The following is a 23,814-nucleotide window of genomic DNA, read 5'->3' as shown; positions in this document are numbered from 1 at the left end:
CATAGGCAGATCCATGTTGACAGAACACTTGCAAAGTATTCATGCCGACTGGACTCACGCACTGCAAACTTTTCCAGAAACGATTCGTAGCAATGTTGGTGAGCAGGTTCAACTGCATCGCGAACAGCTTGCTGCAAGCTTCTATGAAGCCATGTTGGCGAATACTGAAGCTGCGCGTTATCTGGATAACAAAAGCGTTAAGCAGCGCTTGTCAGGTTCGCTTCAGCGTTGGATGGTTGACCTGTTTCAACTGGAAACTTCGCCTGAACACATCAAAAAGCAAATTCAGCAACAGGTCGAAATCGGCGTGATTCATGCGCGTATCGATATCCCTGTACATTTGGTTTTGCGTGGCGGTCGTATCCTGAAAATCAGTTTTAACGACTGTACCGACTTATCAGAAGACGCGTATCGGTTTTTCCGTACCTTGTTAGACCTCTCCCTAGAGGTTCTGGCCATTGCGTACCATAAAAACGCCGAGCGCAATACCCGTACCGAAGAAGCGTATCGACTGTTTTCGATCTCACAAGATGTCGGTCGTGAAAAAGAAGCCCAGCGCGCCGCGCTGCTCAATTGGGAAAACCATATTCTCTTTAGTCAGGCGACCGGTGATACGTCAGCGGAATCGATGCGCTTAGCGCAGTCCGAATTTGGATTATGGTTCCGCCATAAAGGCTTGCATGCTTTTGAAGGAGCACCTGAGTGCAATCAAATCTTGGCCGAAATCGATCGCCTCGATAGCAGCATTCTGCCACTGATGACCGATAGCAGTGCTGACAAGATTAATGTTATTCACGATATTCGAGCGGCCTTGAAAACCATTTCTTTTTGCTTGGAAAGCTTATTTAAGCGTAGCGAAGAGCTGGAAACCGGTAAGGATGTTCTGACGCGCTTGTTAAACCGTAAGTTTTTACCTGCGGTAATGAGCAAACAATTGACCTTGGCGCGCACTCGCAATGAGCGTTATGGTCTTTTGGTCATCGATATTGATCACTTTAAAGACGTGAACGATACCTATGGTCACGACAATGGTGACTATATATTACAGCAAGTAGCGGTAGTGCTGAGCAATTCGACACGTAGTGGGGACTATTGCTTCCGACTCGGTGGCGAAGAGTTCATGGTCGTGGTGGTTGATGTGAATCAACAGCAAGTGTTAGCCGTGGCTAATAAGCTTCGTGAAACCATTGCTAAAGAGCGTTTTAAGCTAACCAGCGGCAAAGAGTCCTTGCATCTGACCACCAGTATTGGGGTCAGCGTTTACAGCGGTCATCCAGATTACACCTATGATATGAAACACGCAGACCAAGCGCTTTATCAAGCCAAGCAGCAAGGTCGAAATTGCGTGGTCTTGTGGGACGAAACTGCAGACTAAGACGTTGTTAGCCTGCAGTTCGAGCACTTACTGGCGTAATTGTGCGGGTAATATAACCTCATTTACGCGCCCATTCTCTTTATAAACCACGCCTTCTTTCATCACAAAGTCGACGCGCTGCAGCAGGTTGATGTATTTTAAGACATCGCCACGAACGGCGATGATATCGGCGACTTTACCTTCGGTGATCGAGCCATACTGGTCTTCCACGCCCATCATTACTGCCGGCCAATAGGTCGCAGCACGAATGGTTTCCATCGGCGAGAAGCCCATTTCATCAACCCACACCGCCATTTCATGCCAAGTGGTTTGACAATGAAATTTCATCGGAATGCCCACATCAGTGCCCACCAGCATGACCACGCCAGTTTCGCGTAGCTGCTCGATTTTACGTTTCAGGGTTGGCTGACGCAGAGGTACGAGCTGTTTGTAACTGAGCTGCCCCGGCGCAGCCAAAGAAGCTTGAATATCAGCAATGGTGTCGTCTTTAAGGCCGCGATGCCAACAGCTATCATCTAAGTACTCGTGATTTTTGATCGCTTCTTCATAGGTATAAAGGCCTTCAACAGTAGGGGTCCAAAACAGTAAGCCATCAAAGATACCCGTTGCCGTACGTTCACGTAGGGCCGCGAGGACATCTTCAGGGTAACCCGGTGCTGTCGTGAGACCTGTATGTTCAAAGTTATCGACACCCACCTCAACGCCAATACGGATTTCATTCGGCTTGTGGGCATGCGCAACCACTTTCAAGTTACGTTTATGGGCGTGTTGGACAATCGTTTCAACCAATTCTCGCGGCATATCGTCATGGTCGATGAGCTTAACGATATCCATCCCAGCGTCGGCAAGTTGATCAATACGTTTGATTGCTTCAGCTTTGCTCTGGACAGCCCAGCGATAACTACTTTGCCAGTCGTCCACCTGCCATTGAATAAAAGGGCCAGACGCATAAAGGTGCGGGCCGGGTAGGCTACCATCGGCAAGTTGTTGTTTCATCGCAATCGTATCGTCCAGCGGGGCACCTAAGTCACGGACACTAGTCACGCCAGCGAGTAGCAGCTGTACCAGTGCTGCGGGCATGATTTCGCTGACGAAGCGGTCACGGTAATTGGCTTGCCAATGTGGATAGTTCGCGTGTCCGGTCAGTTGCAGGTGGGCGTGATTTTCCCATAAACCTGGCAACACATCGTGGCCTTCGGTTGAAATAACGCGATAACCTTCAGGCACCTCTAAGGTGTCTACTTGCCCCACGGACTCGACTTTACCGTCATTGATGAGCACCACACTATTCTTGAGCGGTAAACTCGCTGTGCCGTCGATCAGACGGCCGCCAACGAGGGCAATTTTTTCAGCTGCGGCACTACAGGAATGCAGCAATGCAAACGCGGAGAGAAGACCAATGGTGAGGTGTTTCATGGGATAACCTTATTGTGTGTTTTAATTGTTTTGATTATTTTCTAAACAGCTTCTAGCAAGTTACTGTTCGCGCTCAGGCTTTGCAATGCTGGGGAGCTTAGTTTCCGCCCAATTAGCGTAAATTTAAGGTCGCCGCCCTTGAGTTTTGTTGGTTCCGCTACCATAGTCATGAGTAGAGTAGGTACAGGTAGGTAAAGCAGCATGCTGGCGAGGTTGTTCCTAGCATTTTTAATGGTGAATAGTATTGGCGCGGAACAACGTGCCGATCGGTTTGCCTGTGCTGCTGATCAACAAGATCACGCCCAGTTACAAAGTTGGGTGGTCGAAACCGTCGCGCAAGATAGCTTAGCGGATACACTCGATACCGACGACGGTCACGTCGCTACTGTGGCCGAAAGCACGCCTTGGCTTGCCCATGCAAACAGTCCTGAGGTGACACCTCGCTGCACCTACTGTAGTTACCAACAACCGCAAGCACGCGCACCGCCAGCTAGTTCTAACGCTTAAATTGATTCATTTTAATTTCAATAATTACGTTAGAAGAGGGCCTTATTATGGCTGGATTTCACGCTTTGCAATGGCATCATGCGACCACCGCTGATGCGACGTTAGAACCATCACAACCCATCGAACAGCTTTCCTGGCACGCTCCCGCTGAGTTGGTGATGGAGTCCTTTCACGATCATGTGACCTTGTTTCCTGAGTCCACACGGCTGCCGGAAGCTGAGCAGCGTTTTGAACGCACCGATACACGTTATGCCGGTGTGTTGAACGCCAATCAGCAGTTATCTGGCATGTTGTTGGCGCGGGAACTGCACAGCCGTCAAAGTGGTGCGTTAAGTACGGCGTTGCAAGTGCCTTGGAGTCAGGTTGAAGTGAAACACCTGATGGAACCTATTGAGCGTTTGCCTGTACTCGACCGTGGCCAATTACGGCAGGCAAAAATTGGCGATATTGCTGCAACAATGCAAGCAGCAGGCAAGAACTTCGTGGTGATTGAAGCCAATGGCGCTATTGTTGGCTTTATCTCTTCGCTGCGCATTTTGGCAGCAACCGGAGAATCGGTGCGTTTATACCCTAAAGCGACCACTTTTGTTGAGGTGTTTACCGCTTTGAAGCACCCGGAAATCACCGATAGCTAAGCTTGTTGATTCCCCAGCAGCACGTTACATTAATCTAAACAAAGAGGTGGAGTTAAAAAAATGGTCGACAACGCATGGATGAATAGTTCGACGCTATTGGTCGTTGCACAATGGCTGCTGGGCTTGTTTGTACTGGTTTTAGTGGCGGTGCTGATAAGCATTGTCGTGATGTATGTGGTTGATAAGACCCAAACCAAACATACGATTCGCCGTAACTTCCCGGTTATCGGGCGGTTTCGGTATATGTTTGAAGATTTAGGCGAGTTTTTCCGGCAATATTTCTTCGCTATGGATCGCGAAGAAATGCCGTTTAACCGGGCGCAGCGTAGTTGGGTTTACCGCGCAGCTAAAAATGCCGATCGTAACCTTGCGTTCGGTTCAACGCGCGATCTGACGGTCAACGGCACGATTATTTTTGCCAATGCGCCTTATCCACGCCAGTCGGAAGAAAAAACCCAACCGGCACCGGTTGAAATTGGTCCTTATTGTGCGCATCCGTACGCACCCGCATCGTTCTTTCATATTTCCGGCATGAGCTATGGTGCGCTATCTCCCGTAGCGGTGCGGGCGTTATCGAAAGGAGCCAAATTAGCAGGGTGTTGGCTCAACACCGGTGAAGGAGGCTTAAGCCCTTATCACTTAGAAGGTGGTGGCGATTTGGTGTTTCAGATCGGTACCGCAAAATATGGTGTGCGTAACGAGGATGGCAGCTTAAACGAGCAACGCTTAAAAGAGTTGAGCGAAATGGAACAAATTAAGATGTTCGAGCTCAAGCTAAGCCAAGGTGCTAAACCGGGTAAAGGCGGTATTCTACCGGGGGTTAAAGTTAACAAAGAAATTGCGCAAATTCGCGGTATTGCCGAAGGGCAAGATTCGATTAGTCCAAACCGTCACCCAGAAATAAAATCTGATGCCGAGTTACTTGATTTCATTGCTCGGATTCGTGGTATTACCGATAAGCCGGTCGGGATTAAATTCGTTATGGGTGATCCAGCTTGGATTGATGAATTTATTGAGGCTATTAAGCAACGCGGGGAAGCCGCCGCGCCAGATTTTATTACCCTTGATAGTGCCGATGGTGGTACGGGTTCTGCACCACAAGCCTTAATGGACTACGTTGGTCTTAAACTCTCTGAAAGTTTACCTATTTTAGTCGACAAGCTTATCGCTGCCGGGTTGAAAGAACGGATTCGGGTGATTGTCTCAGGTAAGATGATTTCGCCTGCTGACGTTGCTTGGGCGCTTGCGGTAGGGGCTGACTTTATTGTTTCCGCGCGAGGTTTCTTGTTCTCGTTAGGCTGTATTCAAGCAATGCAGTGCAATAAAAATACCTGTCCGACAGGTATCACGACCCATCAGAAGTCGTTGCAAAAAGGGCTAGACCCACAAGTGAAGGCGGTGCGTGTCGCCAACTATCACAAGTTTTTAGAGTACGGGGTCAATATTGTCGCGCACTCATGTGGCGTATCCGATCCGCGTCAGCTTAACCGCCGTCATGCCCGGGTAATTACCCATACCGGCGATAGCATTAGTTTGGCTGAGCGTTATCCACCGCAAGCACCACGGGTTTAAACGTGGTGCAGACTTTGTTGAATGCGGTTTTGTAACCACTTGGTAAAGGCTACGACTGCGACGGGGTGACGGGTGCGTTGTTTTAATACACAATGCACCTCATGTTTGCTCGGTGCACAAAGCAGGGCTGAGCGATGCAACGGCTCCAGTTGTGGGTGTTGCAAATACAAACTATCCACCACGCCATGTCCATCGAGACTGCGCAACAGCTCTAACCCTATGGTATTTTTCGCAAAGGGTTGCACCACTGCCGCGTGCAATTGAGTGCTGTGGTGTTTGGTTAACACCTGCCAAGCATCGCTAGCGGGGGCAACAAAATAAGGCGCCGTGTCGGCAGTTTGCGCGGAACTCGAAACCACCTGATACGTAGGACGGTACAGAGGCTCATGTTGTAGGTTGCGATCTTTAATCCGCCCATGCAGCACGGCAAGGTCAATACTGCCATGTTGAATCGCTTGTGCGGTATCACTTAGCAGTGTTTCCTCAGTGCCATCGGCATAGGTATCGAGCTGTAACCGAATGTGTGGGTAAATCGCGTTAAAGTCTGCTAACCGGCTTGCCAACCACCAGCGTAACAGGCTGTCGGCGACAACCACGCGTAAGGTGGTGACTTGCTCGTCACCACAGTCGCGCGCTTGTTGCACACTTTGCTCGATTTGCTGAAATAATTGCAGTAGTTTAGCGGCCAGTACTTCACCGGCAGGGGTAAGCGCATGTACGCGATTATCGCGGCGAAACAGGGGAGCACCAAGTTGTTCTTCCAGCGTCTGAATATGACGCGTAATTGCCGATTGTGATAAGTCCAGCTGCTGCGCTGCTTGTTTAAATGAGGCCGCGTTAGCTGCCACAGCAAATACCCGTAGCGCGTTGAGAGAGTAATTTTTAAGTAACACAGTCAACCCCGAATCGTTTGCGAAATAATTAATTTGTATTGCATAAATTTAAAGATAAGAGAAGCAATAAGCAATGTATTTACAGGAATTTCTTGAAATTGCCATTCTGCATTTTTTGGCCGTAGCCTCGCCAGGCCCAGACTTTGCGGTCACTGCCCGTTATAGCTTAGCCTATGGTCGACGGATTGGCCGTTGGGTGGCTTTAGGTATTGGCACAGGTATTCTGATCCACGTTGCTTATTCGTTACTCGGTGTCACTTTAGTCATTCATCGGTATCAGTGGGTGTATGCGAGTTTGTTACTTATTGGCGCTCTCTACTTGGGCTGGATCGGCTGGCAGGCGATTCAATCTAAGCCAAACACCGCACAGCCAAGTTCGGCCCATGCAGCAGGACAACTCACAGCGGCGAAAGCCTTTCGTGTTGGCTTTTTAACCAATGGTTTAAATGTTAAAGCAACGCTGTTTTTTATGGCGTTATTTACCGCTGTAATCCATCCTGAAACGCCAACCTTAGTGAAGGCGGGCTATGGCCTCTATATGGCACTGGCCACCGCGCTCTGGTTTAGCATCCTGGCAACCTTGCTGACGCTTCCACGCTTTTATCAGCAGATTTGGCGCTATGGCCATTGGTTAGACCGCGTGATGGGAGCGCTGTTGCTGTTGCTTTGTGGCAAGCTCATCTATGACTGGTGGCATGTAATTCAAGTTCTCGTTAGCGCCTGATAGTGCTATCATAACGACCTATTTTTTTATTGGCTTTTGAGTGTCCTATGCAGTTATTCGTAAACGATCTTACCGTCATCGACTTTTCTTACGTGTGCCCAGAGCGGGGCATTGTTGGTGAAAGCTGGATCGTGGACATTATTCTTGATGGTAGCTTGAACGAACAGTCGATGGTGCTTGATTTTGGCCAAGTCAAAAAACAAATCAAACGCATTATCGATGATGCCGTCGATCATAAACTCGCTATTCCAGCCGAGCATCCTTATACGCACGTCACCCACAGTGATGACCAAAATAGTCATTGGGTTGACTTTATGCGGCCGAACCATCGCTCAATTCACTTATTTTGCCCGGCGGAAGCCTTTGCGTACATTGATGCTGATCGGGTGACTAAGGCGAGTGTTATTGCCTACCTGCGTGGCATTATTAAGCGCGAGTTACCGGGCAATGTGGCAGGTTTACAGCTGACATTACGCGAAGAAGTGATTGACGGCGCGTATTATCATTACACCCATGGCTTAAAAAAACACGATGGCAACTGTCAACGCATTGCCCATGGCCATCGCTCGCGCTTACAAATTTTTGTCGATGACACCCGTCAGCCTGAACTTGAAGCTTTATGGGCGGAGCGCTGGCAAGATATTTATCTGGGCTCCACTGAAGATCGTTGTGAGCCAACGGCCTTACAGCGTTCAGTCGCAGCGCAACAACTCACGTCAAGCACGCACGTTGCCTATGCCTACGAAGCGGATCAAGGCCGCTTTGAACTGTTGGTGCCGACGCAGGAAAACTACTGTATTGCGACAGATTCCACTGTCGAGTGTATTGCGGAGTACTTAGCAGCACAGGTTCGCTCGGAACAGAATCCAGCAGGCAAAATTCGTGTGTTAGCGTACGAAGGCGTGGGTAAGGGAGCAATCATGTATGCGTAAAACAATGTTAGCACTGTCACTGCTCCTCGGTTGTACTCGTGCAGTGGCAAGCGAAGGAATTGAGTTAATTGGCGCACCAACTTCAGGTGGGCTGATGATTGGCAAGACCGAAGTCGGAGCAACCGTGCGTTTGAATGACAAAACGTTGACGGTTTCAGAAGCCGGTTATGTGGTCTTCGGGTTCGCACGTGACGCCGCAACTAGCCAGCAGTTAACGGTGACCTTACCGGATGGGCGCGTACACCAACAGCAGCTCACCTTGGCCGATCGCAGCTACAAAATTGACCGTATCGAAGGTGTGCCACAGCGTACCGTGACACCTGATCCGAAACAAATGGAACGCGCCGCGCGCGAAGCCAAAGCGGTGCGCGCAGCACGATCGCAACACAGTCAACGCACTGACTTCCTAACACCTGTTATCGCTCCCGCCAAAGGGCGTATCAGCGGTGTTTATGGGAGTCAGCGGGTTTATAACGGTAAGCCTGGTAATCCTCACTATGGCCAAGACATTGCAGCACCTACGGGCACACCCGTGGCAGTGGTTTGGCCGGGCGAAGTGGTGTTTGCCGATAGCGATTTGTTTTACTCAGGTGGTACTGTCATTGTTGAACATGGTCTTGGCTTAACCACCACCTACATTCATTTAAACAGTGTCGATGTAAAGGTCGGGGAGCGTCTTGAGCAAGGACATCGGATTGGCACCGTGGGAGCGACCGGACGTGCGACGGGACCACATCTGGATTGGCGGGTAAATTGGGGCGATGTCCGCTTAGACCCCGCCCTCGTATTAGAGCATTTCGATAGCATAAGCTTCAGCGATTAAAGCTGAAGCCAGCCCTGCGCGCGCGTCGGGTCAGTAACCTTAAGTAAGAAGTTACTGGCCTTGGGTGCCTGCCAAACTAAGGTTGTGACAAACAACTCGTCACGACGAAAGGCATGAACAGTCACCGTGTCGCCATGACGATACCGTTGCATCAGTTCGCGGAAATTATCACCGGTGATCTGCAAGTGGTCGAAGGCAATGATGCGATCTTGCGCGCTTAACCCCGCCAGTTGAGCGGCTTCATCGGCAAATACCACCTGCAATTCCAAACCATTGGCGTTGCCTTTAAAACGGGCGCCCAAACTGACAGGTAAGGGCTGTTGTGCGGCTCGACCGCCATAGCTATTGTCATCTTGTGCTGCGGCACGTGTGACCTCAACACCAAAATCATGCAGCAACTCCGTCACCGGCAAGGGTTCGGTACTGTCGATTGCACGTGAAATAAAGGCATGCAGGTTCACCTTATAGGTTGCTTGTAGAAAGTCAGCAAAGCTGGTCTCTGTGGTGCCCTCTAAGGTTTTGCCGTAGCGTTGCCAAAAGGCTGACATGACTGTTCCTAAATTTTGTGCCGCGCGGGTTTGGCTGCGGATCAGCAAATCAAGGCACAGTGCAATCAGCGCCCCCTTAGCGTAATAACTTACGATGGCATTCGGGGCATTTTCATCTTGCTTGTAAAATCGCGTCCAAGCATGAAAACTTGAATCAGCAACGGTTTGACGTTCGCCGCCAACACCACGTTGTACCCGGGCGAGGGTATCGCCAATGCGGGCTAAATAGGTGTCGGCATCGATTAAACCAGCCGCGTGCAGCACATAATCGTCAAAATAAGAGGTGACACCTTCGTAAAACCATAGCTGTCGCGTGTACTGTTCTCGGTCAAGTTGATAGGGCAGAAACTCTTTCGGTTTTAGGGTTTTGATGTTCCAGCTGTGAAAATATTCGTGACTGCATAAACTCAAGAAGGTTTGGTAATCTTTCGACGTTGCCAGTTCAACACCCGCATGCGGTAAGTCACGGCGACTGCACATAAGCGCGGTAGAATTACGATGCTCTAAGCCGCCAAAACCTTGGCCGACAACCATGGTCAGGAACAGATATTGGTCAAAAGGTGCCTGCTTATCAAACAGCTCGATTTGATATTCACAGAGGGTCGCCAAATCACCACAAATACGCTCGGCGTCAATCGCGCAACGCCCGGCAGTAACTAACGCATGTTTGCGCCCGCCAGCAATAAATTCATGAATGCCAAGCTTGCCGAGTAAAAAGGGGTAATCCAATAAAGCGTCATAATTTTCTGCACGAAAACGTCCGGCACCAAAGGTCTCGCCGTGTAAACGAGGCATCCCGGTGGCGACGTGCCAATCGGCCAACTGCTCAGGTAACTGAAGGGTTAAATCAATGCAGTGGTGTTCATAGCCTTGTACGGCAAGGCATAAGCTACTGTTATTGAAAAAGCCCCAAAACTGGTCCAAATAAGCACTGCGCACCGATAAGTCAAAGGCATAGACCAAGTAGTTGATGGTAATTGGATGGGCACTCGCTGCAATCTGCCAGCTTTGTTTGTCGATGGCCTTGACCGTTAATGCTTGGCCATTGGCTTCCGCGCGTAAATCGAGAATATTGCGGGCGAAATCACGGATCATATAACTGCCGGGGATCCATGCCGGTAAAGTTAAGGTCAAAGCTTCCGCATGGCGCGGTGTTACCTGCAAGGTTACTGCAAATTGGTGACCATGGGGATCAAGTGGGGTAATTGCGTAATGCACCAAAATACCTCGTTAACGAAGAGCGATGCGGTAAATCCTAGCATGCGCAAGAGGCGCTATGTAGTCTTTTCAATGCGACAAATGAACCGACAGCAGCAGTTGGACAAGGTATAATCGAGGCGTGTTTGTATGAATTAGGTTGGCAGAATGATAACTCTTGGACGCTGGAAAACCCTGCTGGATGACCGCAACCGCTTTTTCTGGGTGTTGCAAGCCGCAGGATGGTCAGGTTACGCGCTGGTGCATTATATCGGCTCGTTAATGCATGAGATGCGATCCATCTACATTCTGATTATTTTGCTCGGTGCTTATGCGGGCTTTCTGCTGACCGTACCTTTGCGTTATTTATACCGCCGTATTTGGGATCAGCCACCTTGGCTTCTCGTTAGCGTGGTGCTCAGTGCTGCTTATCTCAGCGCAAGCGTATGGGCGGTGATTGATAATGCCACTTATTGGGAAATTTATAAGTTTGGCTTTCGTCCAGATAACGAGTGGTTTTACTTTAAGAACGCCTTGGCGAAGTTTTACATTATGTTGAGTTGGAGCGGCTTGTACTTTGGGATCAAGTACTACCAAATGCTCCAAGACGAAAAGCAAAAAGCGTTGATGGCAACCTCGATGGCGCATCAGGCGCAACTTAAAATGCTGCGTTACCAACTGAATCCACACTTTTTGTTTAATACGCTGAATGCGATTTCGACGCTGATCCTGATTAAAGAGAATGATCTTGCCAATAAAATGATGGATAAGCTTAGCTTGTTTCTACGCTTTTCGTTGGATAACGAGCCGATTAAAAAAATTCCACTGGCGCGTGAGATCGACGCGTTGATGTTGTACTTGGATATTGAGAAAGTGCGTTTTGATGAACGTTTGCAGGTCAATATTTCAGTGTCCGATGAAGCCCAGCAAGCGCTGGTGCCGAGTTTGTTTTTGCAGCCGTTGATTGAAAACTCGATCAAGTACGCCATTGCAAAGCTCGAAGAGGGCGGTGAAATTAGTATCTCGGCACAACGGGAAGGTGAAGAATTGGTGGTGGTCATCGCCGATAATGGCCCAGGCTGCAAAAAACCTGTCGAAAACTTAATTGAAACTGGCGGCGTTGGCCTAAGCAATACAAGAGATCGTTTACAGGCCTTGTATGGTAAGCGGTACTCATTTACATTAGCAGAGAATGAACCGCATGGTATGCGCGTTGAATTACGTATTCCTTTCGAACAGGTTGACGCTTGATGAGTAATAAAATTCGTACTTTGATTGTAGACGATGAATCGCTCGCGCGCCGAGGGCTTGCGGTACGGCTACAGGAGTTCCCACAAGTAGAGTTACTGGATGAATGTGCGAACGCGCGCCAAGCGTTAGAGAAAATCACCAGTTTGAATCCAGATCTTATCTTTCTAGATATTCAAATGCCTGGCATGAATGGTTTTGAGTTATTGCGTGAAGTGAAGCAGCAAGGCACAAAGCTGCCGGTCGTCGTGTTTGTTACTGCGTACGATCACTATGCTATCAAAGCCTTTGATGTACGTGCGATTGACTATTTGCTTAAGCCTGTAGATCACGAGCGACTGGCGCAAACCTTAGCTCGCGTTGAAAAAAATCTTGCTCAACGTGAACGAGATCAGCAACAGCAACGTATGCTAAATCTACTGGCCGATGCCACGGGAGAAGATTGCGAAGCCATTTTGCGCCGCCTTGCGGATGACAAAGAGATGGGATCGACGCGGTATCCTGAGCATATTGCCATTAAAGAGAGTGGTGAAATCACGCGGGTCGCGATCAATTCGATTGAATGGATTGATGCGGCGGGTGACTACATGTGTATTCACGCCAGTGACGAAACACATATTTTGCGCCGTACCATGAAAGAGCTGGAAGATGAGTTGAATCCAAATCGCTTTCAACGCATTCACCGCTCGGCCATCGTCAACCTGGATCAGATTGAGAAGCTCTGTAGTCGGCAAAACGGTGAGTACCACATCATTTTGAAAAACGGTAAAGAATTGAAAGTCAGTCGCAGCTACAAAGAGCGTATTAAAAAGCTCATTCTTACCACCTAGCGCGAGTGACATCAGCAGGAGGCAACGATGCAACAACGCAGATGGTTTATCGCGCTACTGACGTTACTCACGATCACCGGTTGTTCGACCTCGTTCTCCTATCGCTTTGCGGATACTTATCTTGAATGGCAACTTGCCAAATATGTGGATCTCTCGGGACAACTCGAAGATGAGGTGTCCGCAAGTATTGATGCGCTACATCAATGGCATGGACAAACGCAAATGCCACGCTATCGCGATTTTTTGGACCGTCTCATTGCAGAGATTGAGAAACCGGAACTTAGCCGCGAAGACCTTTATGTGTACAGCTTTCAAGTGTTTGATTTTTGGCATTCGCTACGCATGCAAATTGAACCTCTCGCACAAGCCTACCTACCAAGACTGTCGCTTGAGCAGCAGGCGATGCTTATCGAGCGGCTCAATGAGCGCCTTGAAGAAAAGCGCGAAGAAAATAAAGAAGCATTGGCGGACCCAGAAGCCCAGTTGGATGAACTCTACGACGCTGCTGAAGAGTGGTTGGGAGCGCTTACCGCGGAGCAGCGAGCATTGTTAAAAGACGCCTATAACGCGGCAGAGCAGGATGATAGTGCCTGGATTGCTTACCAGCAACGCTGGCTGACGGTGTTTACCGAAACCTTGCTGCGACCAAATGCCGCAGATTTCGAAGCCAACGTACAAATGCTCATGACCTCGCCAGAACAACTGCAAAGCGACGCTCTGACACAGCAGCGTGAAGCCAATCGTGAGCGTACCATTAGCTTACTGGTTGCATTACACCAACAACTAACACCTAAGCAAAAGCGGCACTTGCAGCGTAAGCTGCAAGATTACCGAGATACGGTTGCCGCAATTGCGGAAGATTACGTTATTTAACTTCAATAATCTTACAGGTATTGGTCGAGCCGACTGTTTCCATGACGTCACCATGGGTGAGGATAACTAAGTCACCTGGTACCACATGGCCGCGCATTTTGATTTCATGAATTGCATCATAAACCAAGCTCTCTGGTTTACTCCGCGTTGAGTCAAAGGCAATCGGGTAGACGCCGCGATACAATGCGCAACGGTTCCGACTGTCAGGGTGACGCGAAAGCGAAAAAATCGGCAAGAAGGTATGAATACGTGACATCAATTTCGCCGTCGAACCTGACTCAGTTAACGCGAGAATCGCTTTAACCCCGGCCAAATGGGTGGCTGCGTACATTGCCGTAATCGCCGTAGCTTCTTGCGTTGAGGTAAAGGTTTCTTCTAAATCACCTTTATCTAAACGCGCCGTTGGATGTGTTTCAGCACCAAGACAGATTTCCGCCATGGCTTTCACCGTTGCAACAGGGAACTTACCAGCCGCAGTTTCTGCAGAAAGCATGACTGCATCGGTGCCGTCGAGCACGGCGTTCGCGACATCCATCACCTCTGCACGGGTTGGCATTGGATTTTCAATCATCGACTCCATCATTTGGGTCGCTGTGATCACCACTTTATTCAACTGACGTGCGCGTTCGATGATGCGTTTTTGCTTACCGACCAATTGTGCGTCGCCAATTTCGACGCCGAGGTCACCACGGGCAACCATGACAGCTTCAGAGGCGCGGATAATGTCATCAAGTGCCGCGTCACTGGCGACCGCTTCGGCGCGTTCAATTTTGGCACATAACATACCAGTACCATTGGCCGCACGTAATAAGCGACGTGCTTCATGCATGTCTGAACCTGAACGAGGGAAGGAAACGGCGAGATAATCCACGCCAATTTCAGCAGCAAGTTGGATATCGCTATGGTCTTTACTCGTTAATGCTGAAGCGGATAGACCGCCACCAAGCCGGTTAATACCTTTATTATTGGACAGTTTACCGCCAACTAATACGGTCGTTACCACACGCGCACCTTCAACTTTGTCGACGCGTAAGCGCAGGCGCCCATCATCTAAGAGCAAGACATCGCCTGGTTTTACATCTTGCGGCAATTCTTTGTAGTCGATACCTACGGTTTGGCCGTTACCTGCGTCATTGGCAAGTTCACCATCAAGGACAAAAGCATCGCCTTCATCGAGGGTGACTGCACCATGCGCAAACTTGGCAATACGAATCTTCGGACCTTGCAAGTCGCCAAGAATGGCAACGTGCGTACCGAGCTGTTTACAAATGTCACGAACCATAGCCGCACGCTCGCGGTGGTCGTCGGGCTTTCCATGGGAAAAGTTCAATCGTACAACGTTCGCACCCGCTTTAATAAGTGCTTCTAAGGTAGCACGGTTATCGGTAGCAGGACCTAAAGTAGTAACGATTTTGGTACGGCGTAACATGCAAGACTCCTCGGCGGCGCTAAGCCTGACTATGCAGATGAATCGTAAAGAGTTAGAGAAGTGTAAAATTATACCATGCTCACCAACGGGATACAGTGCTTCTGGCAACTATCGACGTATTTAAGTACAATGGCGCCCACTTTTTTGGTTCTTTTCTTTTTCACCGTAACGCAAAGGTAATAATCGCATGAGTGACCAACAGCAGGATTTGACCTTACAAAGCTGGCAGGAGCGCCAGGAATACGCCGAAATGATGCAGCCATTGATTGGCCGTTTGTATCGTAACTACGGCGTGGAGATTTTGGTCTACGGCCGTTCACTGTTGAATGTTGATACCATCAACATCATTAAAGCCCATCGCTTGATCCGTCGCCACGAAGGCGTAAAACTTCGTTTGCGCGAGAGCTTCCCGTTTATCGAAGCGTTAAGCAAAATGCGGTTGGCACCAGCCCGCGTTGATTTGGGTAAATTGGCCTTCAATTACTTGCAAAACGACGCAGGTAAGGGCGTATCTGTTGAAGACTACCTGCACGCAGAGCTCGGCGATATCATCGATAAAGCCGACGAGATTCCAGCACAAGACGTTGTACTTTACGGTTTCGGTCGTATTGGTCGCTTGCTGGCTCGGTTATTGATCGAGCGCAACGGTAGCAATAATAAAATGCGCTTACGCGCGATCGTGGTTCGCGGAGGCCGTGACGGTGACCTTGAAAAGCGTGCAAGCTTGTTGCGTCGTGATTCAGTTCATGGCCCATTCAATGGCTCGATTACCGTTGACCATGAAAACAGTGCAATTAAAGCGAACGGTACCAGCATCAAAGTGATCTACTCTAACGGTCCAGACCAAGTCGATTACACTGAGTACGGCATCAACGATGCTATTGTTATTGATAACACCGGTATCTGGAAAGACGAAGCTGGCCTTGGTTTGCACTTGAAAGCTAAAGGCGTGAAGAAAGTCTTGTTAACTGCGCCATCAAAAGGCGACATCAAGAACATCGTTTATGGCGTAAACCATGACATGATTCAGCCGGAAGATTTGATTGTCAGTGCGGCAAGCTGCACAACAAACGCGATTACACCGGTATTAAAAGTGATGAATGACCATTATGGTATTCGTAACGGTCACGTTGAAACCGTACATTCGTACACCAACGATCAAAACTTGATCGACAACTACCACTCGGCAGAACGTCGTGGTCGTTCAGCGCCACTCAACATGGTGTTGACTTCAACAGGTGCTGCGAAAGCGGTTGCTAAGGCGCTACCAGAGCTGTCAGGTAAATTGACCGGTAACGCGATTCGTGTTCCTACACCGAACGTGTCGATGGCCATTATGAACCTGAACCTTGGTAAAGAGACCAACAAAGACGAGTTGAACAGTTTCTTGCGTGATCAAGCGCTTCATTCAGATTTGCAGGCGCAAATTGATTACACCGCATCAACTGAAATTGTTTCGACCGACTTAGTCGGCTCACGTTACGCTGGCGTGGTTGATTCGCAAGCAACCATCGTTGATGGTGATCGTGCAGTGCTTTATGTCTGGTATGACAATGAGTTTGGCTACAGTTGCCAAGTGATTCGCGTGGCTGAGCAAATGGCTGGCCAGCAATTGATGAACTTGCCAAAGTAACCCGTCTCTCCAACAACAAAAGCGCCAATCGGCGCTTTTGTTTTTAACTACAGGAAGTTTTTATATGTTTATTACTGCAAACTTTGATAGCGGTAACATTGAAGTGATTAACGCAGAAAGCGAAGATGCCATTGAGCTGCAAATTCGTCGGGACAACCAATCTGATTTTTATCAGTGGTTCCACTTTAAACTGTACGGTGAAATTGGCACTGAGCATGTGATGCACATTACCAATGCCAGCACGTCAGCATACCCGGATGGTTGGAAAGACTATTCAGCAGTCGCTTCGTATGACCGCGAGACCTGGTTCCGCGTACCTTGTGAGTATGACGGTAAGACTTTTACCATTCGTCACACCCTAGAGCAAGAAAGCGTTTATTTCGCTTACTTCGCACCTTATTCGTATGAGCGTCATCAAGATTTGATCCACTGGGCCCAGCAATCAAGCTTGGTTGAGCACGTGTTACTTGGTCAAACCCTTGATGGCCGTGACATGAACTTGCTTGTTATCGGCGAGCCGGATGACAGCAAACAGAAAATTTGGGTTACCGCACGGCAACACCCAGGCGAGAGCATGGCTGAGTGGTTCGTTGAAGGCATGTTAGGTCGGTTGCTTGACGACGCAGATGGTGCTGCACGTAAATTATTGCAAAACAATGTGTTCTACGTGGTGCCGAACATGAACCCGGACGGTAGTGTACGTGGTCATTTGCGCACTAACGCGGTAGGTACCAACTTAAACCGTGAGTGGGCTGCGCCGTCGCTTGAGAAGAGCCCTGAAGTCTATTATGTACTCAATGCGATGCAAGAAACCGGCGTTGATTTGTATTTAGATATTCACGGCGACGAAAATCTGCCGTATAACTTTGTAGCAGGCTGTGAAGGCGTGCCGTGCTATGACGAACGTCACGAGCGCTTGGCAACACAGTTTAAAGAAACCTTGTTGGCCATTACGCCTGAATTCCAAGTGGAGCAGGGTTACGAAGTGGATGCCAAAGGCGAAGCGAACCTCACGGTTGCCAGTAATGCCGTGGCAGAACGTTTTGACTGCTTGAGTTTTACCTTAGAAATGCCGTTTAAAGATAATGCGAACTTACCAGATGAAGATTTTGGTTGGTCAGCAAACCGTAGTGCCCAGCTTGGCGCAGACGTGCTTAGTGCCGTTTACGCTGTAGCAAATAACTTGCGCGATTAATTCGCGCAAGTTAGCTTAGAACAACAACAGAATTACAATAAATAACAATAACAAGTTCACAAGGGGGACACCTTGGAAGCCATTAATAACTTCTTGCTGCTGCTCGATACCTATCTCGGGTCAGCAGCGTACTTTCCATATATTCTGCTTGGCGTAGGTATTTTCTTTACGCTTTATCTCGGTTTTCCACAAATACGTTACTTCAAGCATGCCTGGAAAGTCGTCACAGGGAAGTTCGATAAAAAGGATGCGCAGGGTGACACCACGCATTTCCAAGCATTATCAACCGCACTTTCAGGGACGGTAGGCACAGGTAACATCGGTGGTGTTGCGTTGGCGATCTTCTTAGGTGGCCCGGCAGCGTTATTTTGGATGTGGGTTACCGCATTCCTCGGGATGACCACGAAGTTTGTGGAAGTAACCTTATCGCATAAATACCGGGTCAAAACTGAAGACGGCACCATGGCCGGCGGACCTATGTATTACATGGATCGCCGTTTGAACATGAAGTGGTTGGCAGTTATTTTTGCTATCGCCACCATCGTCAGCTCGTTTGGTACCGGTAACATGCCACAAATCAACAACATTGCGCAAAGCATGGAAATGAGCTTTGGCATTGACCCGATGTTGACCGGTGGTATTTTGGCGATTTTATTGGCGATGGTCATCATCGGCGGTATCAAGCGGATTGCTGCCGTGACCTCTAAAATCGTACCTATCATGGGCTTGCTCTATGTTATTGGTGCGTTGAGCGTTATCTTTTACAACCTTGATCAAATTGGTCCGTCATTTGCGGCCATTTTCACTGATGCCTTTAGTGGCTCGGCAGCGACCGGCGGCTTCTTGGGTGCAACCTTTGCTTACGCGTTTAACCGTGGGGTTAACCGTGGTTTGTTCTCAAACGAAGCTGGTCAAGGTTCAGCCCCTATCGCGCACGCCGCGGCTAAAGCCGACGAGCCCGTTTCAGAAGGTTTGGTATCGATCTTGGAGCCTTTCATCGATACCATCATTGTCTGTACCTTAACCGGCTTAGTGATCCTTTCGTCAGGGGTGTGGAGCGAGAAGCATGAAAATACGTTTTCACGTACCGACCTTGAAGTGATTGCAGGGAAATACGATGACACCAATGAAACTGATCGTACTGCGCTATACCATTACTTAAACAACACCGATGAAAATACAGTAGAGAAATTCAACGGTACGATTCAAGTTCGAGATGGTCAGCCAGTATCCAATGGTTACACCATGTTGCATGCGCGTTCAGTCGCGGAAAATGTGCGTTTCATTGTCGCTGGCGAAGATCCTTATACAGGCACCTTACGGATCGAAAATGGGCGCTTGATCAAAGAAGACATTGTGATTGTTGGTGAGAGTTTGGTGCACTCCGCTGCATTGACTTCTATCGCCTTTAGCAACGGCTTCTTGGGTAGCTACGGGGAGTACATTGTACCACTGAGTTTGATGTTGTTTGCTTTCTCGACCGCGATTGCTTGGTCGTACTACGGTGACCGCGCGGTGGTGTACCTGTTTGGTCAAAAAGGTGTGATGCCGTACCGTATTATCTACGTTGCTGGTTTCTTCGTCGCTTCCTTTGCCGATACAACGTTGGTGTGGACCTTGTCCTATGTCACCATAGTACTGATGACCTTGCCTAACTTACTCGGTATTTTCTTGCTACGACGTGAGATGAAAGATACTGTGAAAGCCTATTGGCAAGACTTTGATGCGGAGCAGGCGCAGAAAAACAAAGATTAAACTAACGTTTTTCAAACCTCTGTTAAGAACCCACGTCATCGCGTGGGTTCTTTCGTTTCAGGGCTACAGAAACGCTTGAAATTGGCGCTGAAACCCTTATATTGCTTAGTTTGATGGAGTTAACACGAGGCACTCATGGCACTGATTCAATGCCCCTCATGTAATAAACGTATTTCGAGCAAAGCGGCCAGTTGTCCGCATTGCGATTACACGCTCGCAGGACGCTCGCAAGATGATCTTGAACGCGAACAAGAGCGCGCACGTCAGCGCAAGAAAGAAACGCTGTTAAGCCAATCGCTGTTGGCCTTACTCGCCAGTATTACTGCCTTTGCCTACAGTGTGTGGGTGCAACCGCATCCGGACTCATGGCAAGCTCAGGTAAGTTATGCGGTGATGGGCGGCGGTGTGTTGTGGTTTTTGATTAACCGCGTTCGGTTAATCATGGTGAAACGAGGCCGTTAATGCAGTTTGACGATTTACTTGCCAGTATTACTCCAGAAACCTTTGCACGTTTAGTAACAGCGGTAGAAATTGGGCGCTGGCCGGACGGTGTTGCCCTTAGCGAGGAGCAACGGGCGAACACCATTCAGCTGGTCATGGCGTATCAAGCAAAATACTGCCCATCGGATGAGCCTTTCCGAATTGGTGCGGACGGTTTATTGGTGACCCGCAGTAAAAGCGCGATGCGTGCTGATTTAGCACGAGATGAACAAACCATCGCAAGTTTTCCTTTATCTGATCAAGAGTCTTAATGCATGCACAGCACTGATTATGAACTTTTGCTGGCTCAAGCAGAAGCGATCACCGCCGGTGAAACCGATCTGATTGCCAACCTAAGTAATTTATCTGCCTTAGTTTATGACACTTTAGCTGATGTTAATTGGGTTGGCTTTTACCTCACCAAAGCCCCTGAAACACTAGTCTTGGGGCCTTTCCAAGGCAAGGTCGCATGTTTGCGTATTGCTTTTGGTAAAGGGGTTTGTGGTACCGCTGCAGCGACCCGAACGACGCAGCACGTTATGGATGTGCATGCGTTCCCAGGTCATATCGCTTGCGACAGCGCGTCCAATGCCGAAGTCGTGGTGCCGTTGGTGGTGAACGACCAAGTCGTCGGCGTGTTTGACCTTGATAGTCCAACCGTTGGTCGTTTTACTGAGCAGGATGCCGAAGGCTTAAGTAAACTGGGACGCTTCATCGAAACCTTGGATTGGGCGTGAGCGGAAACCATGTATACCGATTTTGACATCTACGCCTATTTGGTGAGCCATCACGATATGGTATTTTTCGACGACGAGGCCGATGTCGCCGTCGATCAAATGAACGAATTACTACATTACATTCACCAATTCAGTGAAGAAGATGATAGTCTTGGGGTTTTAGAAGAAGTAGTACGCCGTACGCTTTTCGACTGGATCGAAAATTCCGATTTACTCGGACTCGATAGTGACGAAATGCAGGCATACATAATGGAGCAACTAGCTGACGCCCGTCAGCAGGACAGCGATGATGATGAGTGAAGTTAAAAAATTGAGTAACAACAAAGAAGTATTAGCCTATTTAGCGGAAAAATTTCCGGCGTGCTTTTCACTCAATGGGGATGCCAAACCCTTACAAGTTGGTATTTTTGAAGAACTTGCCAAGCGTCTTGCCGACGATGAAGCCGTAAGTAAAACCCGTTTGCGTACTGCGTTGCGTCATTACACCAATTCTTGGCGCTATCTGCGGGCAATGAAAGCAGGTGGCCAGCGTATTGATTTAGACGGCAATGAAGTTGGTGCGGTGGAAGAAGAACACCAGCAGCATGCCGCTGAAGCACTGGCGAAGTCAAAAGCCGAAGTTGCTGAGCGTAAGAAGCAAGCTGAAAAAGCTGCGCGTCCAGAAGCTGCAAAGCCAAGCAAAACACCGGCAAAGAAAAAGGTCAATGTACCTAAGCGCCGTCCTGCGGCGAAAAAGCCTGCAGCACCAAAACTCGAAGCCATTGATGAGTCACAGCTGCACGTTGGCCAAAACGTACAGGTTAAAGCTGGAAAACAGCCAGTGGCTGGACAAATTGTCGAAAAGGATCGTAATGATGTCGTGGTGCAACTTCACAATGGCCTGACGGTCAAAGTGAAAGCAGACGCCATTTTTATAGCAAAGCAGGAGTAGTTGCATGCCAGCTCAAACGATGAAGAAGCTCAGTCTCGCTATCGCACTGCAATTCAGTGTGGTAGGGGGAGCCTTGGCATTACCTCCGGTGCATACCCTCGAAGAGTTACCGGAGTTAAAGCAAGAAGACCAACATAGCGCCGTCAGTCAACGCGTGACGACGTACTTTACCCGATACCACTTTAAAAATATGGAATTGGATAATGCGCTGTCCGAGCAAATTCTTGATCGTTATCTAGAGCTGATGGACTACAACAAGATGTTCTTGTTGCAAGAAGACATCGAACAAGCAGCTGAGTACAAACATCTGTTTGACGACATGATTCATTCCGGCAAATTGGCTTCGGCCTATGCGCTGTTTGAAAAAGGTATCCAACGCAGTTATGAGCGTTATGCGTACGCGTTGAGTTTACTTGATGAAGAAAAACCCTTTGATTTTACCGTTGCCGGCGACCGCTATCACTATGATCGTGAAGACGCGCAGTGGCCAACCAGCACTGCCGAATTAGACGAATTGTGGCGGCAACGGGTGAAGTACGATGCCCTTAACCTCACTATGGCTGGTAAAGAATGGCCAGAAGTGGTCGAAACTTTGGGCAAGCGCTATAACGGCGCGATTAAGCGTTTAACCCAAACCAACAGCGAAGACGTGTTTCAGACCTTGATGAACGCCTTTGCCCGTAGCGTTGAAGCACATACCAGTTACCTCTCACCGAGTAACTCAGAGCGCTTTGAGCAGAACATGAACCTTTCCCTTGAGGGGATTGGTGCAGTGCTCCAAGCCGACTATGATTACACGGTGATTCGTAGCCTTGTGCCAGGTGGCCCGGCCGATAAGAGCGGTGAAATTGCACCCGATGATCGCGTTGTGGCGGTTGCTCAAGGTGAAGACGCCGATGCAGAGTTTGTTGATGTGATCGGCTGGCGGTTAGATGAAGTGGTCGATCTCATTAAAGGTCCGAAAGGCTCAACCGTACAACTGCAAGTGCTGAAAGCGAATCAAGCGGCAGGCGCGAAGCCAAGCACGGTTAAGATTGTCCGTGATGAGGTCAAGCTTGAAGATCGTGCGGCTAAGGTTGACGTGAAAACCATGGAAGAGGGGCCCTACAAAGGTCGCACTATCGGGGTGATCACGGTGCCAAGCTTCTATCACAATGTTAGCGAAGACGTGAAAAAGCTTATTGACGAAGCGACCGCAGCGAATGCTGAAGGCATTGTCATGGACTTGCGTACGAACGGTGGTGGTAGTTTACAAGAAGCGATTCGTTTAACCGGCTTGTTTATTGATTCAGGACCTGTGGTGCAGGTCGCGGATGGTAGTGGACGGCGTGAGGTCAACGGTGATCGTGATGATGAGACCTACTATGGTGGCCCACTGACGGTGATGGTCGATCGCTACAGCGCCTCAGCTTCAGAAATTTTTGCCGCAGCTTTACAAGATTATCAACGCGCGTTGATTGTGGGTGAGAACACCTATGGCAAAGGTACCGTGCAGCAACACCGCGGCCTACAACGTCGCTTCGACTTCTTTGAGGAACCTCTCGGTAGTGTGCAATACACCATTGCTAAGTTCTATCGCATTAATGGCGGTAGTACACAAATGCGTGGCGTGGTGCCAGACATTGTTTTTCCAAGCGTCACAGATACCGAAGAGTTTGGTGAAAGTAGCCTCGAGAACGCGTTACCTTGGGATAAATTAGATAGCGCAAGCTATACGCCTGTGGATGTTGTCGCGGACGAACGCATTCAACAGCTGCAGCAAGTTAGTCAGCAGCATGTGGCGAGCAACCCTGAGTTTGCCTACGTCATTGAGGACGCTGAAACCTATCGCAAAGAGAAAGCGAAAAAGTGGGTGAGCTTAGTTTTAGCTGAGCGTGAAGCGGAACAGCAGGAAAATGAACAGAAGAGTCTTGCGCGTTTGAATGAGCGTCTCACCCGCGCCGGACTTGAACCGGTCGAGAGTTTGGACGATGCGCCGAAAGATTTTGAAGTGCCGGATCCTTACCTCGATGAGACCTTAGTACTAAGCTTTGAGTTGATTGATACGATGAAGATTGCAATGCAATAATCATCGAAACGCA

Annotated in this window: 23 protein-coding genes; 19 read left to right on the top strand and 4 right to left on the bottom strand. The window is 49.0% G+C overall.

What is annotated here, in order from left to right; all coding sequences use genetic code 11:
• The first annotated feature begins 13 nt into the window (after nt 1-13).
• Nucleotides 14-1,375 (top strand): GGDEF domain-containing protein, encoded by a 1,362-nt coding sequence (locus G535_RS0111675; protein ID WP_051207192.1) that lies wholly within the window; start codon nt 14-16, stop codon nt 1,373-1,375.
• A gap of 27 nt (nt 1,376-1,402) precedes the next feature.
• Here the strand turns inward: G535_RS0111675 and G535_RS0111670 are convergent, their stop codons facing one another.
• Entirely contained in the window at nt 1,403-2,791 is a 1,389-nt protein-coding gene (locus G535_RS0111670; RefSeq protein ID WP_026862224.1) for an amidohydrolase family protein, read from the bottom strand.
• A 231-nt stretch (nt 2,792-3,022) separates the two neighbouring features.
• On the opposite strand from G535_RS0111670, the gene G535_RS0111660 reads away from it, so the two are divergent.
• The 3 genes from G535_RS0111660 to G535_RS0111650 all read left to right on the top strand — a co-directional run bounded on the left by G535_RS0111660 (nt 3,023) and on the right by G535_RS0111650 (nt 5,505).
• Nucleotides 3,023-3,298: a hypothetical protein gene (locus G535_RS0111660; protein WP_026862223.1), complete on the top strand. Its 276-nt coding sequence runs from the start codon at nt 3,023-3,025 to the stop codon at nt 3,296-3,298.
• Between the two features lie 47 nt (nt 3,299-3,345).
• Nucleotides 3,346-3,933 (top strand): CBS domain-containing protein, encoded by a 588-nt coding sequence (locus G535_RS13590; protein WP_051207190.1) that lies wholly within the window; start codon nt 3,346-3,348, stop codon nt 3,931-3,933.
• Nucleotides 3,934-4,011: 78 nt separating this feature from the next.
• Nucleotides 4,012-5,505 (top strand): FMN-binding glutamate synthase family protein, encoded by a 1,494-nt coding sequence (locus G535_RS0111650; protein ID WP_241970461.1) that lies wholly within the window; start codon nt 4,012-4,014, stop codon nt 5,503-5,505.
• Here the strand turns inward: G535_RS0111650 and G535_RS13955 are convergent.
• A complete protein-coding gene (locus G535_RS13955; RefSeq protein ID WP_275069077.1) occupies nt 5,502-6,398 on the bottom strand; it encodes a LysR family transcriptional regulator in 897 nt (298 codons plus the stop codon). The genes G535_RS0111650 and G535_RS13955 overlap by 4 nt on opposite strands.
• 73 nt (nt 6,399-6,471) lie before the next feature.
• On the opposite strand from G535_RS13955, the gene G535_RS0111640 reads away from it, so the two are divergent.
• The 3 genes from G535_RS0111640 to G535_RS0111630 are packed head-to-tail and all read left to right on the top strand — an operon-like array spanning nt 6,472 to nt 8,877.
• A complete protein-coding gene (locus tag G535_RS0111640; RefSeq protein WP_026862220.1) occupies nt 6,472-7,122 on the top strand; it encodes a LysE family translocator in 651 nt (216 codons plus the stop codon).
• A 47-nt stretch (nt 7,123-7,169) separates the two neighbouring features.
• Complete coding sequence (locus tag G535_RS0111635) at nt 7,170-8,054, top strand: 6-carboxytetrahydropterin synthase (RefSeq protein ID WP_026862219.1); 885 nt, start codon at nt 7,170-7,172, stop codon at nt 8,052-8,054.
• A complete protein-coding gene (locus tag G535_RS0111630; RefSeq protein WP_026862218.1) occupies nt 8,047-8,877 on the top strand; it encodes a M23 family metallopeptidase in 831 nt (276 codons plus the stop codon). Before G535_RS0111635 ends, G535_RS0111630 begins: the two co-directional genes overlap by 8 nt.
• Here the strand turns inward: G535_RS0111630 and G535_RS0111625 are convergent.
• Complete coding sequence (locus G535_RS0111625; protein ID WP_241970436.1) at nt 8,874-10,643, bottom strand: M61 family metallopeptidase; 1,770 nt, start codon at nt 10,641-10,643, stop codon at nt 8,874-8,876. The genes G535_RS0111630 and G535_RS0111625 overlap by 4 nt on opposite strands.
• A gap of 147 nt (nt 10,644-10,790) precedes the next feature.
• On the opposite strand from G535_RS0111625, the gene G535_RS0111620 reads away from it, so the two are divergent.
• From G535_RS0111620 to G535_RS0111610, 3 genes are read left to right on the top strand one after another with little or no spacing between them, the layout of a single operon-like run.
• A complete protein-coding gene (locus tag G535_RS0111620; protein WP_026862216.1) occupies nt 10,791-11,873 on the top strand; it encodes a sensor histidine kinase in 1,083 nt (360 codons plus the stop codon).
• Nucleotides 11,873-12,700, top strand: a complete 828-nt coding sequence (locus G535_RS0111615; RefSeq protein WP_026862215.1) for a LytR/AlgR family response regulator transcription factor — start codon at nt 11,873-11,875, stop codon at nt 12,698-12,700. The genes G535_RS0111620 and G535_RS0111615 overlap by 1 nt, the downstream gene beginning before the upstream one ends.
• A gap of 27 nt (nt 12,701-12,727) precedes the next feature.
• Nucleotides 12,728-13,573: a DUF6279 family lipoprotein gene (locus G535_RS0111610; protein ID WP_026862214.1), complete on the top strand. Its 846-nt coding sequence runs from the start codon at nt 12,728-12,730 to the stop codon at nt 13,571-13,573.
• On the opposite strand, the gene pyk is transcribed toward G535_RS0111610, so the two are convergent.
• Nucleotides 13,566-15,002, bottom strand: a complete 1,437-nt coding sequence (gene pyk / locus G535_RS0111605) for a pyruvate kinase (protein WP_026862213.1) — start codon at nt 15,000-15,002, stop codon at nt 13,566-13,568. The two genes, G535_RS0111610 and pyk, sit on opposite strands and share 8 nt — an antisense overlap.
• Nucleotides 15,003-15,189: 187 nt before the next feature.
• On the opposite strand from pyk, the gene G535_RS0111600 reads away from it, so the two are divergent.
• The 9 genes from G535_RS0111600 to prc all read left to right on the top strand — a co-directional run bounded on the left by G535_RS0111600 (nt 15,190) and on the right by prc (nt 23,801).
• On the top strand, nt 15,190-16,635 hold the full coding sequence (locus tag G535_RS0111600; RefSeq protein ID WP_026862212.1) for a glyceraldehyde-3-phosphate dehydrogenase: 1,446 nt from the start codon (nt 15,190-15,192) through the stop codon (nt 16,633-16,635).
• A gap of 64 nt (nt 16,636-16,699) precedes the next feature.
• Nucleotides 16,700-17,830 carry a M14 family metallopeptidase gene (locus G535_RS0111595; protein WP_026862211.1) on the top strand — a complete coding sequence of 377 codons (1,131 nt, stop codon included), beginning with the start codon at nt 16,700-16,702 and terminating at the stop codon, nt 17,828-17,830.
• Between the two features lie 72 nt (nt 17,831-17,902).
• A complete protein-coding gene (locus G535_RS0111590; protein WP_026862210.1) occupies nt 17,903-19,585 on the top strand; it encodes an alanine/glycine:cation symporter family protein in 1,683 nt (560 codons plus the stop codon).
• Nucleotides 19,586-19,720: 135 nt separating this feature from the next.
• Nucleotides 19,721-20,047 carry a C1 domain-containing protein gene (locus G535_RS0111585; RefSeq protein WP_026862209.1) on the top strand — a complete coding sequence of 109 codons (327 nt, stop codon included), beginning with the start codon at nt 19,721-19,723 and terminating at the stop codon, nt 20,045-20,047.
• Entirely contained in the window at nt 20,047-20,337 is a 291-nt protein-coding gene (locus tag G535_RS0111580) for a YeaC family protein (RefSeq protein WP_026862208.1), read from the top strand. Before G535_RS0111585 ends, G535_RS0111580 begins: the two co-directional genes overlap by 1 nt.
• A 3-nt stretch (nt 20,338-20,340) precedes the next feature.
• The gene (locus tag G535_RS0111575) at nt 20,341-20,802 is read left to right on the top strand and encodes a GAF domain-containing protein (protein ID WP_026862207.1); all 462 of its coding nucleotides are present in this window, start codon (nt 20,341-20,343) and stop codon (nt 20,800-20,802) included.
• Between the two features lie 9 nt (nt 20,803-20,811).
• Nucleotides 20,812-21,102, top strand: coding sequence for a hypothetical protein (locus G535_RS0111570; RefSeq protein ID WP_026862206.1), 291 nt, complete (start codon nt 20,812-20,814; stop codon nt 21,100-21,102).
• Nucleotides 21,095-21,733 carry an RNA chaperone ProQ gene (gene proQ / locus G535_RS0111565; RefSeq protein WP_026862205.1) on the top strand — a complete coding sequence of 213 codons (639 nt, stop codon included), beginning with the start codon at nt 21,095-21,097 and terminating at the stop codon, nt 21,731-21,733. Before G535_RS0111570 ends, proQ begins: the two co-directional genes overlap by 8 nt.
• Nucleotides 21,734-21,737: 4 nt before the next feature.
• Complete coding sequence (gene prc, locus G535_RS0111560) at nt 21,738-23,801, top strand: carboxy terminal-processing peptidase (protein WP_034728105.1); 2,064 nt, start codon at nt 21,738-21,740, stop codon at nt 23,799-23,801.
• Nucleotides 23,802-23,814: the final 13 nt, after the last annotated feature.

This window comes from Pseudidiomarina sediminum DSM 21906 (assembly GCF_000423165.1).
In the GTDB taxonomy this organism is placed as follows: Bacteria; Pseudomonadota; Gammaproteobacteria; order Enterobacterales; family Alteromonadaceae; genus Pseudidiomarina; species Pseudidiomarina sediminum.
This window is presented reverse-complemented; position numbering and strand designations above follow the sequence as displayed.